The 15,165-nt window shown below is 71.5% G+C and carries 10 protein-coding genes; 1 reads left to right on the plus strand and 9 read right to left on the minus strand.

The window, feature by feature from the left end:
• Positions 1-46 precede the first annotated feature (46 nt).
• The 9 genes from ASF52_RS20830 to ASF52_RS20870 all read right to left on the minus strand — a co-directional run bounded on the left by ASF52_RS20830 (position 47) and on the right by ASF52_RS20870 (position 14,475).
• Positions 47-889: a sugar phosphate isomerase/epimerase family protein gene (locus tag ASF52_RS20830; protein WP_056176418.1), complete on the minus strand. Its 843-nt coding sequence runs from the start codon at positions 887-889 to the stop codon at positions 47-49.
• Entirely contained in the window at positions 886-2,247 is a 1,362-nt protein-coding gene (locus tag ASF52_RS20835) for a DUF6005 family protein (protein WP_056176420.1), read from the minus strand. Before ASF52_RS20835 ends, ASF52_RS20830 begins: the two co-directional genes overlap by 4 nt.
• Entirely contained in the window at positions 2,244-5,246 is a 3,003-nt protein-coding gene (locus tag ASF52_RS20840) for an IucA/IucC family protein (RefSeq protein WP_056176424.1), read from the minus strand. Before ASF52_RS20840 ends, ASF52_RS20835 begins: the two co-directional genes overlap by 4 nt.
• Positions 5,230-7,029 carry an IucA/IucC family protein gene (locus ASF52_RS20845; protein WP_056176427.1) on the minus strand — a complete coding sequence of 600 codons (1,800 nt, stop codon included), beginning with the start codon at positions 7,027-7,029 and terminating at the stop codon, positions 5,230-5,232. The genes ASF52_RS20840 and ASF52_RS20845 overlap by 17 nt, the downstream gene beginning before the upstream one ends.
• A 334-nt stretch (positions 7,030-7,363) precedes the next feature.
• A complete protein-coding gene (locus tag ASF52_RS20850; protein WP_056176429.1) occupies positions 7,364-8,947 on the minus strand; it encodes a PepSY-associated TM helix domain-containing protein in 1,584 nt (527 codons plus the stop codon).
• Positions 8,948-9,073: 126 nt separating this feature from the next.
• Positions 9,074-11,650 carry a TonB-dependent receptor gene (locus ASF52_RS20855; protein WP_244473890.1) on the minus strand — a complete coding sequence of 859 codons (2,577 nt, stop codon included), beginning with the start codon at positions 11,648-11,650 and terminating at the stop codon, positions 9,074-9,076.
• A 110-nt stretch (positions 11,651-11,760) separates the two neighbouring features.
• Positions 11,761-12,729, minus strand: a complete 969-nt coding sequence (locus tag ASF52_RS20860; protein WP_056176954.1) for a FecR family protein — start codon at positions 12,727-12,729, stop codon at positions 11,761-11,763.
• Positions 12,730-12,861: 132 nt separating this feature from the next.
• Positions 12,862-13,371 (minus strand): RNA polymerase sigma factor, encoded by a 510-nt coding sequence (locus tag ASF52_RS20865; RefSeq protein ID WP_056176435.1) that lies wholly within the window; start codon positions 13,369-13,371, stop codon positions 12,862-12,864.
• Positions 13,372-13,686: 315 nt separating this feature from the next.
• Complete coding sequence (locus ASF52_RS20870) at positions 13,687-14,475, minus strand: SDR family NAD(P)-dependent oxidoreductase (protein WP_056176438.1); 789 nt, start codon at positions 14,473-14,475, stop codon at positions 13,687-13,689.
• A 109-nt stretch (positions 14,476-14,584) separates the two neighbouring features.
• On the opposite strand from ASF52_RS20870, the gene ASF52_RS20875 reads away from it, so the two are divergent.
• Positions 14,585-15,124 carry a TetR/AcrR family transcriptional regulator gene (locus ASF52_RS20875; RefSeq protein ID WP_056176441.1) on the plus strand — a complete coding sequence of 180 codons (540 nt, stop codon included), beginning with the start codon at positions 14,585-14,587 and terminating at the stop codon, positions 15,122-15,124.
• Positions 15,125-15,165: the final 41 nt, after the last annotated feature.

Genomic DNA, 15,165 nt, shown 5'->3' on the forward strand with positions numbered 1-15,165 from the left:
GGGGCCATGCCCCGGATCACGCGCGGCTGGATCACGCGCGGTTGGATCACTCGGCGACGTGCAGGCGGAACGCCGGTTCGTCGGTGCGGTCGGCGGTGACGTCTCGGACCCGCGACAGGTCGGCCGGCAGAACCGTGAAGCAGGCGCCGCCGAACCATTCGAGGGAGGCCTCGGCATGCGCCGGCAGCGTTTCCAGGAACGGTTCGTAGTCCAGCGCGCCCTCGAACAGGCCGGTCATCCCGTCGCGCCGCCCGGCCGCAGCGTAGACGTTGGCCGGCTCGAAGACCGGGAGGTCCGACCGGTCGCGGATATTCTTCAGGTGATAGTAGTCGATGTGCTCCGCGAGCGTGTCGTGCGCGCGGTAGGGGTCGTCGCCGCCTTCCCAGACATGGAGCGTGTCGAAGTTCACCTTGAGGGCCGGGTGATCGATCTCCTCGAGCAGGCGCACGAGGGACGCCGTGGTGTCGGCCAGGGTGCCGGGATGCGTCTCGACGAGCAGCTTCAGGCCGTGGTCGGCGAGATAGGCGGCCGCCAGCCGCAGGCGGCTCGCGATCTGCGAGCGCTCGTCCGCCGAGGTCGCGGCGCTGCCCTTCGTCCCCGCGAAGGTGCGCAGCCGCGGCGCCCCCCAGTTCCGCGCCAGGCCGCAGAGGTCGGACATGCGTGCGATCAACACCTCCGGGCTCGCGTCGAGGGGCAGGTAGTCGCTCAGCATGGGCACGCGCAGGTCGTAGGCGGCGAGCCATTCGGCATGGTCCCCGGGGCCGAGGTTGCGGGCATGGACCCCCCACAGCTCGATGCCGTCGAAGCCGCTGCCCCGGGCGAAGCGGGCGATCTCGCCCATGGAGAGCAGGTGGTGGCGGAAGGTGATGGTGCAGAGGGAGAGCCTCATGCGGGAAGCCTTTCGCGTACGGGGAGCCTTTCGCGCGAGGACCTTTCGCGCGAGGGGAGCCTTCCGTGAGAGGGGGCGGCCCAGTCCTGGGGGCGGGTGTCCCGCCATGCGTCGTAGGCCGCCGCGAGCTGCCGCTTGATCGCGAATTCCGCGGTGTCGAGGGCGTCGAGCGCGGCCAGCACGCCGGGGACGAGGGCCGCGTCCCCGGTCCGGGCGAGCTTCAGGACGTCGTAGTGCAGGGCCGTCAGGCCGTTCACCAGCGCCTCGATCGCGTCGCAGATGCGCTGGAATTCGGCATCCGGCCAGCGCAGGGCGCGCCAGAAGAAGGCGAAGCCGTGCTCGTAGGCCCATTTGCGGATGGTGATGACCGGGAGTTCGCGCAGGGCCATGCCGACATCCGCGAGGGCGAGGCCGCCGCGCGCCTCGGCATGGGCCGAGACGATGGCGCGCACCGCGTCGATCAACGGGTTGGCGTCGGGGCGGAAGCAGGCCGCGAAGAAGGCCGCCAGGTCCGCGTCCGCCGGCGGATGCGCGCGGGCGGGATCGAACCGGTAGCCGCCCGCGACGCTCGGCTGGCGGATGGCGTTCAGGAGCGTCTCGCGCGCGATGACGCCCTCCCAGCGGAAGTCGGGGTCGCGCACCCGCCACAGCGCGGGGTCCTCGGTGAGCGCCAGCAGGAGGTAGTGCGGGAAGGGGTTCTGGTTGAACTTGTTCTCCCGCTCCGGCAGGTGGAACATGTCGAGCATCACCATGACGCATTCGTCCGGCGCCCGCCGTTCGAGGAGGTCGACGAGGGTGGCGACGTTGGCGTCCTTGGAGGCCGCATGGTCGTACCAGGAGAAGAGCGGCACGCCGTAGAGCCGCTCGAACCAGTAGCGGAACGACTCGTGGTCCATGGCGTCCGAGTGGTAAGCGAGCCGGACATCCTCCGTGATGGCGAACTCGGCGTCCCAGATCAGGAAGTAGAACGGCCGGTGGTCGATGCCGCGCGCCTTCAGCCCGTCGCAGACGCAGCTGACGAAGCAGTGGATCTTGAGGTCGTAGGGCAGCTCGCCGTGGACGCCCTCCGGCGCCTCCGGCGGCGCGGCGGGGTCCGGGGGCGCCTCAGCCGGCGCGCCCGGGGCGAGGCGCGCGGCGAGATCGGCCACCGTCGAGACGTCCTGCCGGTTCATCGCCGCCTCGGGGATGGACAGCCCGCAGCGCATCTCGAGGGACAGGATGAGCTGAAGCAGCTGGACGGAATCGAGGTAGAGGTCTTCGTTCAACCGCGCCTGCGGCCCGAAGCGGTCGAGGTGGGGATGGTCCATCTCCTCGCGCAGGATGGCGCCGATGGCTTCGACGATATGGTCGCGGGTCATGCCCGGGCCTCCGCGAGGGCGCCGCTGCAGTAGCGCTCGGCCACCTCCCGGCGGGAGATCTTGCCATTGGCCTGGCGCGGGATCGCGCTCACCTGCACCGCCTGGCCCGGCACCTGATGGCCGGCGAGCCAGCGCCGGCACCAATCCTGGAGGTCGCGGGGCGGCACGGGCGCCTCGGCGCTGAACAGCAGCGTCACCCGCTCGCCCGCGAAGGGGTCGGGTCGGGCGAAGGCCACGGCGTCGGTGACGCCCGGCATGGCCATCACCACGTCCTCGACCTCGCCCGGATAGACGTTCAACCCCGACACGTTGATGGTGTCGTCGAGGCGGGACACGAAGACCAGCATGCCGTCGGGCCCCAGATACCCGAGATCGGCCGTGCGGACGGCGCCGCCCTCGCCCTCGACGACGATCTCCGCCGGATGGTCCGCGTCCTCGCCCGCCCGGACGCGGTGATGGGGCAGGGGGCGGCCGATGACGTCGGCTCGGCGCAGGTCGGGGTTCACCGCGATGCAGCCGGTCTCCGAGCAGCCGTATTGCTGGAAGAGGTGCTCGACCCGGGCACGGATGGCGCCGAACCACGGCCCCGGCAGGAGGGTGCCGGAGGTCATGGCCGCGTGGATGCGCTCGCCCTCCGGGAGGAGCCGGCTCAGCGTGTGCAGCAGGGCGGGCGCTGTGTAGAGCAGCGGCCTCTCGATCTCGCGCAGGCGCCGCAGGAGGTATTTCGGGTTGGTGGTGTCGAGGATCACCGGCACCCGGCCGCGGCGCAGGCCGACGAGCAGCCCGCAGATCAGCCCGTACGAATGGGTGATCGGGCAGGCGACGACGGGCGTCATCCCGTCGGGCTCCGGGAAGGCCGCGACGTAGCTCTCGATCTCGCGTTCCACGGCGCTCCAGGCGCGGGCGATGCATTTGGGCTCGCCCGTCGTGCCGGAGCTCATCTGCAGGAGCTGGCCCTCGCCCGGAACCGGGGGCGGGGCGCCCGCCAGAACCTCGCCGTCCAGATTGTCGAGGAACAGGCGGTGGCAGCCGGCCCGTTCGGCGAGCCGCCGCGCGCCCGCATCGGGCAGGGCCGGATGGATCGGCAGCAGGGTCGCGCCACGGCGGCGCGCGGCGAGGATGAAGGCGAGGCACGTGGGCGTGTCGCCGAACCGCGCGGCGACGCGCTCGCCGTCGCCGCCGGTCAGGCCGGCCCGCGCCTCGACGCGCCGGATCGCGGCCTCCATCTCGTCCGCGCCGATGCGGCGTCCGTCGATCTCGATCATGACCTCTCCCGGGGAATCTTGAGGGGCAGACAGCAGGGCGTTGGGCACGCGGCGGCAGCACCGTGCCGGGTCGAGGCCGAGCTTTCGCGACAGCAGGGCCTCGACCCGCAGCCGGGGGGCGTCGACCTGCAGGCGGGCGAGGCGGGCTTCCAAGCCGTGCGCGACGGCGTGGCGGCGCAGGCGAAGGCCGAGGCCGCGCCAGAAGTCCGCCTCGTCGAGCCCGTGCCGCCGGCCCAGGAGGTGGGTGACCTCGCAGAGGCTGAAGACGAACAGGCTGTCGGTGACGAGTTCGGCCAGGACCGGGGCCGCGCGCATGGCGTGGAAGCGGTCGTCCGCCGGACCCGCATGGGCGGGATCGATGGCGCCGAAATCCGGCACGCGGGCGGGGTCGGCCACGAAGTCGACGCCGTACTCGGCGCTCTCGTGGAAGTCGCGCAGGATCACCCGTTCGGGCCACCCGTCGCGATGCACGAGGATCATGTTCTGGCCGTGCGCCTCCACGGCGATGCCGTGCGCCACCAGGAGGTGCCAGACGGGCAGGACCGCGACCTCCACCAGGCGGTCGAGCCAGGCCCGGAGGCCGTGGCGCAGGAGCCAGGGGGCGACGAAGGTGGATCCGTCCGGCTCGCAGGCCATCAGGGCGTTGAACGGCACCGCCGCCTCGCCGGGCGCGAGCCGCGGACTCTCGCGCCACAGGGCGGCGACCTGTCCCGCCAGCGGGCCGTCCCGGTCCGCCAGGGCGGCCGCGTACTCGCGCAGGACGTCCACCCGATAGGGGCCGCGCAGGAGCGGGTCCCCGGCGACGATCGCCGCCAGCCAGTCCGACAGGGCGGGCCCCGTCAGCACGAAATGCGGATCGAGGGTCCGGAGGCTCGACGTGCTGACGACGCTGAGGGCGAGCTTCACGCTGGCGGCGTGCGGATCGTCGAGGTTGTGCAGGGTGCGCAGGGATTGGCTTGCGCCGTAGCGCGCGCCGGCGGCCCCCAGCGCCACGGCGCGGCCCTCCGCCAGCCAGGGCCGCAAGGCCCCGGCTTCGAGGTGGCGCATCTGCCAGGGATGCACGGGCAGGACGGCGTGGGTGGCGAAGGAATGCCCGGCCGCGTGCAGGCGGCGCTCCAGCCGGTCCAGGTCGACGCCGAGTTCGGCGCGCCGGAAGTCGGCCTCCGTGCCCGGGAACCGGAGGGCGACGGCGTCCCGGCGGACGCCCAGCCATTCGAGGCGGAACGGCGCGGCGCCCTCCGGCCCGTAGCGGCGGTGGTCGTCGAGGGTGAAGCCCGTGCGTGTCTTGAAACAGGGATGGTACGGATGGCCTTCCCAGAGCGCCGCGTCGAGGGCGGCGAAGGGCAGGGTGCGGCGGTCCGGAGCGCGAAGGGTCTCGGCGTTCCAGCGGCAGAGCTCGATGGTCTGGCCGAGTTCCGCCAGCAGGCGCATCCGAGGCTCCGGGGCGGCCGGGAGGGCGTCCACCAGGGAGGACAGGTCGGCGGCGCGCCAGGCGCCGTCCGGCCCGGCCGTTTCCAGGGTCGCGGGGACGAGGCGCGGACGGCCGAACGGGCCGAGGACCCCGTCGGCGCGGAACCGTCGCGCGCCGAGGCGCCACGCCAGCCGCCCGGGGGCGTCGCGGCGCGGGGGGCTGAGATCCGCGAGGCCCTCGAACAGCACCGCCTCGGCGAGCTGGCGCAGGACGCGCCCCTCCGGCGGTTCGCGGGACGGGTGAGGCTCAGGAGGCAAGGGCACGGCCCGCCTCGCAGTACGCCGCCGCCCGCGCCCGCAGGGGGTTCGGCATGTCGATGTAGTTGCCGGTTCCGTCGCCCGAGGCGAGTTCGTCGCGGTCCGCCAGGCGGACCCGCAGGTTCGCCTTGGTGCAGAGCGTCGGCCCGTCCAGCACCGAGCGGGCGAAGGCCCGTCCGGCGCCGGTCATGCGGCGCGCCATCGCCTCCAGCCGGCGGGCGAGATCGTCGAGGAGAACGCTTTCGCGGATCGTGCCGTCATGCCCCATGCGGGCGATGACCGAGAAGATCTGGTTGACCACGAGATAGTAGGCGAGGCGCCGGCGGATCTCGTCGTCCGGGAAGTAGAGGGCGGCGATGGCGGCCGTCTCCGGTGCCTGGCGCAGGAGCCGGGGCCGTGCGTCCTCGGACAGGTAGAAGCCCTGATTGTCGCGGTAGTACCCCCGTCGCGGCCAGCCGGCGGCGACGTCGAGGAGGGCGTTCTGCTGGTGCGCCTCGAGGGCGATGCCGTGGCGGTCGTAGAGGGCGACGACGGGCTCGAGCATGCAGTCCAGGTAGAGGCCGAACCAAGTCCGCGCGGTCCGCGCCCGTTCGTCGGCGTCCTCGGGGGCGAGGCGGCGCAGCAGGGCGTCGAGGCGCGAGGGGCGGCCGGGCAGGGGCTCGGCCGCAAGCGCCGCCAGGGTCGCGACGCCCCGCTCGGCCCCATCACGAAAAGGATTCTCGCGCAGCACCGTCTCGAACCCGCTCTCGTCGCGGCCGGGGCAGTGCAAGGTGAGATAGGCCGGGTCGGACACGATCCGGAAGGTGGGATGGCGCGTTCCGAACCCGTTGCGCGCCAGGAGCCGCGCCATGGCGACGCCGGCCTCGAGCTCGGCGAAGCGGTTCACCCGCAGGGAGTTGGTGAGGGTGACGGGCAGCGAGAACTTGGCCATCCACGGGCTGTCGGGGGCGTAGACCGTCCGTACGGACGAGGTGGCGGTGTAGCGGGGGCCGAACGCACCGAGGCACCGCACCCGGCCCGCCTCCATGAGGGCGGCGATGTCCGGGTCCAGCTTCAGCGCGTCGGCCTGGAGCGGATGCATGGGGAGGGCGATCTCCCCGGCGCGCAGGGGCAGCCGCCCGGCATCGGCGCCGAGGAGTTCGAGGGCGATCTCCGGCGCGGAGCGGGGGGCGGCCGAATCGTGGCGGACCCGTCCGGCCTCGACGGCGAACACGGCGAGCTGGAAGCCGCCGGCCTCCTCGGGCGCATAGACCCGCGCCTGCCAGGTGGAGAGGCCCTGCCGGCTCTTGGGCGTCGGATGCAGCCAGTGGCCGTAGACGAGGGAGCGTTCGGCCCCGATGAAGCTCGTGTCCGTCGTCGCGCTCTCGCCCGCGGGCCCCCGGGCGAGGTCGAGCTGGCGCGCCGTCTCGCGATAGCTGTCGAGGACGCGTCCCAGGAGTTCCAGTTCGTGCGCCCGGGCGGACTCGTCCCGGCCCGCATCGACGCGGGCGTAGGCTTCCGCGAGCAGGTCCTGGAGCGCCTGCATCGGGGCGACGCGGCGCCAGCGCGGCTCGTGGAGGTGGCGGGTCCAGAGGATGCCGAAGCCCTGGGCGCCGCACAGGGACGGCGACCGGATCTCGGCGCGGATCGCGATGCGCCGGCGGCCCAGGTTCCACTCCACGCACGCGGCGGGCGGCCCGTCGGAGCGGGCGTGACGGACCCGGATGCCGGGGTCGATCTCGCGCAGGTAGCCGTTGGCGAAGCTGCGGAAGGCTGCCGCTTCGGCAACGTGCTGGGACGATGGTGGCATGACGACCGAACCTCGTTCGAGCCCTGGAATGCCGACTGTGCGGCAAAGGACCGGCACTGCATGCCAGATCCTTCGTATTCGATCAGTCGATGTCGGCGCGATGCCCTGATTCGATCGCGCTTGCGTCGCAAGAGGGGCTATTCACGTTCGTTCTCATAATCACAGACTGGACGATTATGTTCCATGGTCTTCTAGATATGCGCAGCGTGTCGCGTATATTCGGTGTCTCGGTCAATAGGTCTGCCAAAAAAACCGAAGGATCGGTTTTTCATTGGAATTGTTCTTGGTCTACACTTGTGTGTGTATTGGGCGCTCGACCCGCCCAGGCCGCCGTTCAGGGGCCGTGCGTCGGGACGGGGGCTCGAAAGGCGGGGGGCGACGCGGAGGCCGTGCGATGCCGGCGCTCCGGCGCCGCGTAGCGGGCGACCTTGCGGGCCGCGACGGCGAACAGGGCCGAGGCGAGGATCATCGTCCCGTCGAACCAGACGAACAGGGGGTCGCCTCCGAAGCGCCTCAGGGGATGCTGGGGCACGGTGAGGAGGTCGGCGGCCGCCACGGCGAGGCAGAGGACCGCCACCGCCGCCAGCCCCTCGCACCACGCCCGGCGCCCGGGACGCGCGAGGGGCACCAGGGCGGCGACGATCCAGGCCGCGAAGAAGGCGCGGATCTCCCACTCGGCCCGGCCGGGGAGGTCCGCGGGCAGGAGCCGGTTGGCGAGGAAGTACACCGCCACCGCCGCCGGCAGGCCCGCGACGCTCCCGACGTTGAGGGCCTGGACCAGGCGCAGGCCGGCGAAGGCCCCCTCGCCCGGTCGCGGCAGGCGCGCGAGGGACCACAGCACGATCCCGGTCGCGACGGTGGCGCAGGCCATGAGTCCGCACAGGAAGAACAGCAGCCGCAGGGCGGGCGCGGCGAAATGCGCCTCGTGCAGGCCGGTCAGCGTCGTGAAGGTCTTGGCGGCGGGCTTGAGGTCGACGCCCCGCACCTCGAGCAGCGCGCCGCTCACGCCGTCGAAGGCGATCTGCGGATGGTCGCGGGCGATGCCGCGGGGCTCGGCGAACACGGCGACCACGGTCGCGTTGGCGTCGCCCCGGTTCACCAGGGTCAGGCGCTCCAGGGGCTCCGCCACCATCGCGACGGCGCGCGCGACGAGGGGCCCCACGGGGGCCGGCACGGCGGGCCGGTTCGCCGGCCGGCGCGGCGTCGGGATCCAGGCGGCCTCGGCGAAGAAGGACTGGGTGTTTGAGCGATACGCCGCCGTCACGCCCCAGGGCATGTAGAACGTCGCCAGGGTGACGACCCCCGTATAGGTGATCATCAGGTGGAACGGCAGCGCGAGGACGCCGCCGACGTTGTGGGCGTCGAGGAAGCTGCGACGCGGTGCCTTGTCCCGCCGGAACGTGAAGACATCCGCGAAGATGCGCCGGTGGACGACGATGCCGGAGACCAGGGCCACCAGCATGATCATCGCGCAGATGCCGACGATCCAGCGTCCCCAGAACGGCGCCATGTGCAGTTCGAAGTGGAAGCGATAGAGGAAGTCGCCGCCCTCGGTGTCGCGGACCGCCGCCTCGGCCCCGGTCGCGGGGTCGAGGTGGACATGGCCCGGCGGCTCGCCCGGGCCCGCACGCCAGAACAGGTCGAGCACCGGTTTCTCCGGCTGCGGCATGCCGATGAACCAGGTCCGGGCCTTGGGGGCGTGCGTGGCGAGATAGGTCACCGCCCGCTCGGCGGCGGCGGCGAGGTCCGGGCCCGACATCGGCGCGGCGAGGCCGAGTTCGGGCCGCATCCAGCGGGAGATGTCGGCCCGGTAATAGCTCGCGGTCCCGGTGAGGCAGACGGCGAACAGCACCCAGCCGACCACGAGGCCGGACCAGGTGTGCAGCCACGCCATGGACTGGCGGAAACGTCCCTTCATGGCGCGCGCTCCGGCATGGCGGTCCCGAGGACGGGACCGACGTCGAGTACGGGACCAGGGACGAGGATGGGGGCCTCGTCCGTGGCCCGCGTCCCGGAGTCGGCGGCCTGGCGCACCGGGGTCAAATTAGAAATCGACGGTTGCGGACAGGATGAACGTCCGGGGCGCGCCGACGGCCAGGAAGCCGCGCGCGGCGGAGGCCCAGTACGAATCGTTGAGCAGGTTCTGGACGGTGGCCCGCATCACCACGGGCTTGCCGTTCACGCCCTCGAAGGCGTAGCGCAGGCCGGCATCGAACCGCGTCCAGTCCGGCACCGACTGGGTGTTGCTCTGATCGTAGAACATGCTGCTCGTGTAGATCGCCCGTCCGGTCAGGGTCAGGCCGGGCGCCAGCCACGGCGGCAGGTCGACCTCGCCGTAGAGGTTGAACGCCGTGTCGGGCACGCCGGGCACGGCCCGTCCGTCGAACTGGCGGCCCACGGTGTTGACGAGCTTGGCGTCGATGAGGGTCAGGCCGCCCAGCAGCCGCACGCCCGGGACGAGTTCGCCGAACACGTTGAACTCGATGCCGCGGTTGCGCTGCAGGCCGCTGACGGAGAACAGCCGCGTGGCCGGATCGGTGAACGCGCTCGGCTGCTCGATCTCGAACAGCGAGGTCGTGACCGAGACGGCGCCGAGATCATACTTCGCGCCGACCTCCTTCTGCCGGCTGACCACGGGGGCGAAGACCGCGTTGGAATTGATCGCCGTCACCGGGGCGGACGGCCCGGCATCGAGGGACTCGATGTAGTTTCCGTAGAACGACAGGTTCTCGAACGGCCGGACCACCAGGGCGATGGCGGGGCTGAACCGGCCCTCGCGGTACCCCGTCGCCGGCGTGCCCTGGGTCGGGCCCGGACGGGTGACGTAGCTGCGCAGGTCGATCTCCTGGAACCGTCCGCCCAGGGTCAGCAGGACGCGGTCGTCGCCGAGCGACAGGGTGTCGGCGATGGCGACGCTGCGGGCGTAGAGCTCCGAGAAGATCGGCTGCCGGTCGGAGCGGGGGAAGGCGATGGTCGGAACCGAGCCGAACGGCAGGTCGACGGGGTTGTAGATGTTGATCGGGTAGGCCGGCAGGGCGAAGGGCACGAAGCCGCGCGAGAAGTTCTTGTTGACGGCCTCGACGGCCGCGACGCTGAATTGGTGATTGATGAAGCCCGTCTGGAAGTTGGTGCGGACGCCCACCTCGCCGGTGAAGCCCTGCAGTTCCAGGGGCTGGATCGCGAGGGAGTTCGTCGCCAGCCCGGTCGGGCTCGTGACCCGATAGTTCGAGGTCAGGAAGTCCTCGTTGTAGCGGCTGAGGCCGCCGGCCGCGTAGATCGTCGTCTCGGGCAGCACGTCGTACTCGACCCGGCCGGCGGCCATGTTGTAGCGGCTGTCGTTGTACTCGAACGCGTTCGCGGTGTTGCGGCGGGCGTTCGGCGCCCGCGGCACGGGGATGCCGGGCGCCACCGCGTTGAACAGCGAGGTCGGCGCGGTGATGTTCTGCGTCGAGTGATTGAAGTCGAACGACGCGCGGAACCGGTCGTTGCGGTAGTCGATGCCGAGGGCCGCGACGCCGACCTCGATGGCGTTCTTGTCCAGCGGCGTGTCGCCGTTGCGGTAGGCGCCGTTGAAGCGCACGCCCCATTCCTTGAAGGTGCCGAAGCGGCGCCCGAGGTCGAGATGCGTCCCGAACTGCGCGTCGCTGAAGTAGCTCGTGGTCACCCGCGTCAGCGGCTCGTCGTACGCGCGCTTCGGCACGAGGTTGATCGTGCCGCCGACGCGGCCGGTGCCGCCGCTGAGGAGCGCCGTCGGACCGAGTAGGACCTCGACGCGCTCCAGACCCTCGGTGAAGCTGCGGCGCGGGTTGGCGATGTAGAACAGCCCGTCGAAGGCGGTGTCGAGGTTGGTCACCGAGAAGCCGCGGATGAAGTACGAGTCGCGCTCGCTGTAGGGCGGCGCGTCGCTGCGGACGGACGGGTTGTTCAGGACGACGTCGGCGACGGAGCGCGCCTGCTGATCGTTGATCAGCTTCTCGGTGTATCCGGTGACGTTGAAGGGCGTCTTCTGGACGGAGCGGTTGCCGAGGAGTCCGACCCGCGTTCCGCTGCCGACCTGGCCGCCCGCATAGGGGACGGGCGGCTGGCCGACGGTTCCGGACCGGGGCGGCAGGCTCCTGGGCGCCCCGGGCGCCTGGGGCTGCCCCGCCACGTGCAGCTCCTCGAGGGCCACGGAGCCCGCCGCCTCGCCGCCGAGCTGAACGTAGCGCGGATTGACCAGGGTGATGGTGGAGGGACCCGCCGCGCGGAACGTCAGGCCGGTGCCCTTCAGGATGCGGCCGAGGCCGTCGAGGGGCTCGACCACGTCCTCGAGGCCGCCCGTGGTCAGCCGTGCGGTCAGGTCCGTGGCGTAGACGAGCTTCACCTTGGCCTGTTCGGTGAAGGCGACGAGGGCGGCTTCGAGGGGTCCCTTCGGGATCGTCAGGGCGACCCGCTCCACCGCTTGCGGGGCCGAAGCCTCGGAGGCCAGTGCGAGGATGCTCGCCGTCCGCGCCCGATCCGGCTGCGCCCGGCGCCCGTCCTGGGCCTGGACGGCCGCCGGCACCATCACCAGCATCGACACGCCGGCCAGGGCCGATCCGGCCAACCGCTCACCCGCAACACCACGCCCGCGCGTCGCCATTCTCTGTCCGTCCCTCGCTCAGACGGAGACGGGCGCCTCGCGGCAGCCTGTCCCCACCGATTGAGATCAACGGAGCCGCGATCTCCTGACGTCCGGGAACGAACTTTCCTTCAGAATTTTCGAACGGGCGATCCGACGAGGACGAGGAAGGGCGACAGGCGGGTGATTCCCACGCCCATCGTCGCGGCGATCGAGTCCAGCGCCTCGTCGGTGTCGCGCGGGTCGAAGGCGCCGGTGACGCGCCGCTCGCCGGCGGCCGCATCGAGGAGCACGATGCGACCGTGGCGGTAGCGGTCGAGCTCGGCGAGGACGACGGAGAGCCGCTCGCCGGAGAAGCGCAGGCGGCCCTCCCGCCACGCCGTCGTCCGGGCCAGGTCCGCGCCCGTGACGGCGAGGGAGGCGCCCTCCGTGCGTCGGACCGCCTCGCCCGCCGAGACCCGCACGGGCCGCCCCGAGGTCGCGACGTCGACGCTGCCCTCGACGACGCCCATCTCGACGCCGCCCGTCTCGCCGCCGGCGCCGTCGGCCCGGACGAAGAAGCGGGTGCCGACGGCGCGGACGCTCAGGCCGTTGCCGCGCACGACGAACGGGCGCTGGGGATCGGACACGACCTCGAAGAAGGCCTCGCCGCGCAGCAGCGCGACCCCGCGCTCCGTGGCGCCGAAGTGCAGGGCGACCGCCGTGTCGGTGTTGAGGTCGATTCGGCTGCCGTCGGCCAGGGTCGCGTGGACGATGTCGCCCACCCCGCTCCAGAGGTCGGCGCGGAGCCAGTCGACGAGGCCGAGCTGGAAGGCCAGGGCGGTGGTGAGGACGAGGGCGACGGCGACCCCGGTCAGCGTCTTGGTGGGCGGGCGGCGATGCCGTGGATCGGGCACACGGCCGAGCTTGCGCCACAGGGCATCCAGCTCGGCATAGGCCGCTTCATGGGCCGGATCGGCCGCGCACCAGGCCGCGAAGGCGTTCCGGTCCCGGTCCGTGGCGTCGGGCGAGGCGAGGCGCGCGACCCAGCCGGCGGCGGCCTCGTAGACCGGATCGTCCCCCTCCGCCGCATGCGCGTCGGTGTCGTCGCCGCTGGCCACAGCCATGCTCCATCCGGAATCACCGAGCCCGGACGGCCCAGCCCCATGCTCCTACACCCTCAGATCAACGAACCGGCAAGATCCTGACGTCGCCCCACGAACAAGAGCCGCGCCACGAACAGGAGACAGGCCTCACACCCAATCGTGGCAGCACCGGCGACAGTGCAGGAGCGCCTTGATGAGGTGCTTCTCGACCATGTTCCGGCTGATGCCCAGGCGGGCGGCGACGTCGCCGTTCGAGAGGTTCTCGAACCGGACGAGGAGGAACACCTCGCGGCATCGGGGCGGCAGCGCGTCGATGGCGGCGGCCAGCCGTCTAAGCTCCTGCCGTGCGATCACCTGGCGTTCCGGCAGGGCATACCCGTCCGCGATCTCCGCGAGGTCCATGTCCGTCATGGTGCGGAACAGGGTGCCTTCGAGGCGCTGCCGGTTGCGCATCCGCAGGGCGACGTTGTTGGCGACCTGGAAGAGGAAGGCCGAGGGGTGTTCGATCGGCGTGTGGGACAGCGCGCCCAGCATCCGCAGGTAGGTTTCCTGGTGGGCGTCGGCGGCGGCGTCGGCGCTGCCGAGCAGACGCATCAGGAAGCGCCGAAGCCTGACGCCTTCGCTCCGATGCAGCGCCTCGATCGATGTCGACTGCATGCTTGGCCCCCGCTCCAATCACTCCTCGATCATCGCGACATCGCGGAATCTCGATCGGTCGGAGAAAGCAGTCAATCGGAAATTATGCAAGCATCTCAGTACTTTAGATGAGCTCTAAAGATGACGGCGCCGCGCCGCCGCAACGTCTTGTATTTCTATCGGAAACGGCCCCGTAACCGGCCGGGGCTCCCCAGCAACGGCAAGGCGGGCCTCGGGGGAATGCCCATGCCTGTTGTGCACAGAGCACATGCCGCCACCTTATGAGCTCCGACCACGCCATCGGTTTCTCGCGGCCGCTTCCGAATCACGCGGGGATCACGCGGCGGACGCGTAGCGCGGCGCCGGGTGAACCTGCGCGAATCCCGGGATCATCGCCAGCCGGGCGGCCTGGAAGGCGTCCCACTGCCCGGCGTCGTGAAGCGGCGGGATCGTCACGGACTCGCGGCGGTCGAACCCCGCGAGGGCGGCGTCGACGAGGTCGCCGACCTCCATCATCGGCGGCAGCGCGGCGGGATCGACCCCCGACCGGCTCCACAGCTCCGTGCGGGTGGCCGATGGCAGCACGGCCTGCACGTACACGCCCTTGGGGGACAGCTCGTGGCTCAGGCCCTGGGACAGGAACAGGACGAAGGCCTTGGTCGCGCCGTAGACCGACATGCCGAATTCCGGGACCAGCCCGACCACGGAGCCGATGTTGACGATGGCGCCCGCGCCGGCCCCGGCGAAGCGGGGTGCCACCGCGCTGGCGAGCCGGACCAGCGCCGTCGTGTTGAGGGTCACGAGGCGCTCGACGTCGTCGGTGGCCTGCTCGACGAAGCCACCGCCGACGTTGGCGCCGGCATTGTTGACGAGGATGCCGATGCCGTCGTCGTCGCGCAGCCGCGTCTCGACGGCCCGGATCTGGTCCGGCGCCGTGAGGTCGGCCGGAAGCACGTCGACGGCGACGCCGTAGTCACGGCGGAGACGGTCGGCGAGCTCGTCCATCCGTGCCTTGTCGCGGGCGACCAGCACGAGGCCGTGGCCGCGCCGGGCGAAGCGGTCGGCATAGGTCGCGCCGATGCCGGTCGAGGCGCCGGTGATGAGAACCGAACTCTGGGTGGCCATGGGATTCGCCCCTGCGTGTCTGATGAGCAATCATGATGATCATCATGATTGATCTCAAATATGATCGCGATCATATGAGTGTCAACGGGGTCGATGGGGAATTTTCGAGATGCGTGTCACGCAGGAGCAGATGCGGGAGAACCGCCGCCGCATCCTGGCGGCGGCGAGCCGTCTTTATCGCGACAAGGGGTATGACGCCGTCGGCGTCGCCGAGGTGATGAAGGCCGCGGGCCTCACCCATGGCGGCTTCTACGGACACTTCGCCTCGAAGGAGGACCTGATGGCGCAGGCCATCGCGCAGGCGGCGACCGAGGTCGCGGGCAGGGGCGGGGACCTGCCGGCGTTCGTGGCGACGTATCTCTCGCCCGCGCATCGGGACGACGCGGCGGACGGGTGCCCGATGGCGGCCCTGGCCGCCGACGTTCGTCACCGGCCGGCGGCAGCGCGGGCCGCCATGACGACGGGCATCCGCGCACAGATCGACCGCCTGACCGAGGCGGTCCCCGACGCCGCCGACCGCCGCCGCGAGGCCATCGGCACCTACGCGGCTCTGATCGGCGCCCTGATCCTTGCGCGTGCGGTCGACGATCCCGCGCTCTCGGACGAGATCCTCGACGAGACACGCGCCTGGATGGCGTCCGACGCGTGAGGCCCGTGTCCTGCGGCGGTTGACCTGGCCTCCGTCCGTGA

The organism is Methylobacterium sp. Leaf112, from assembly GCF_001423295.1.
In the GTDB taxonomy this organism is placed as follows: domain Bacteria; phylum Pseudomonadota; class Alphaproteobacteria; order Rhizobiales; family Beijerinckiaceae; genus Methylobacterium.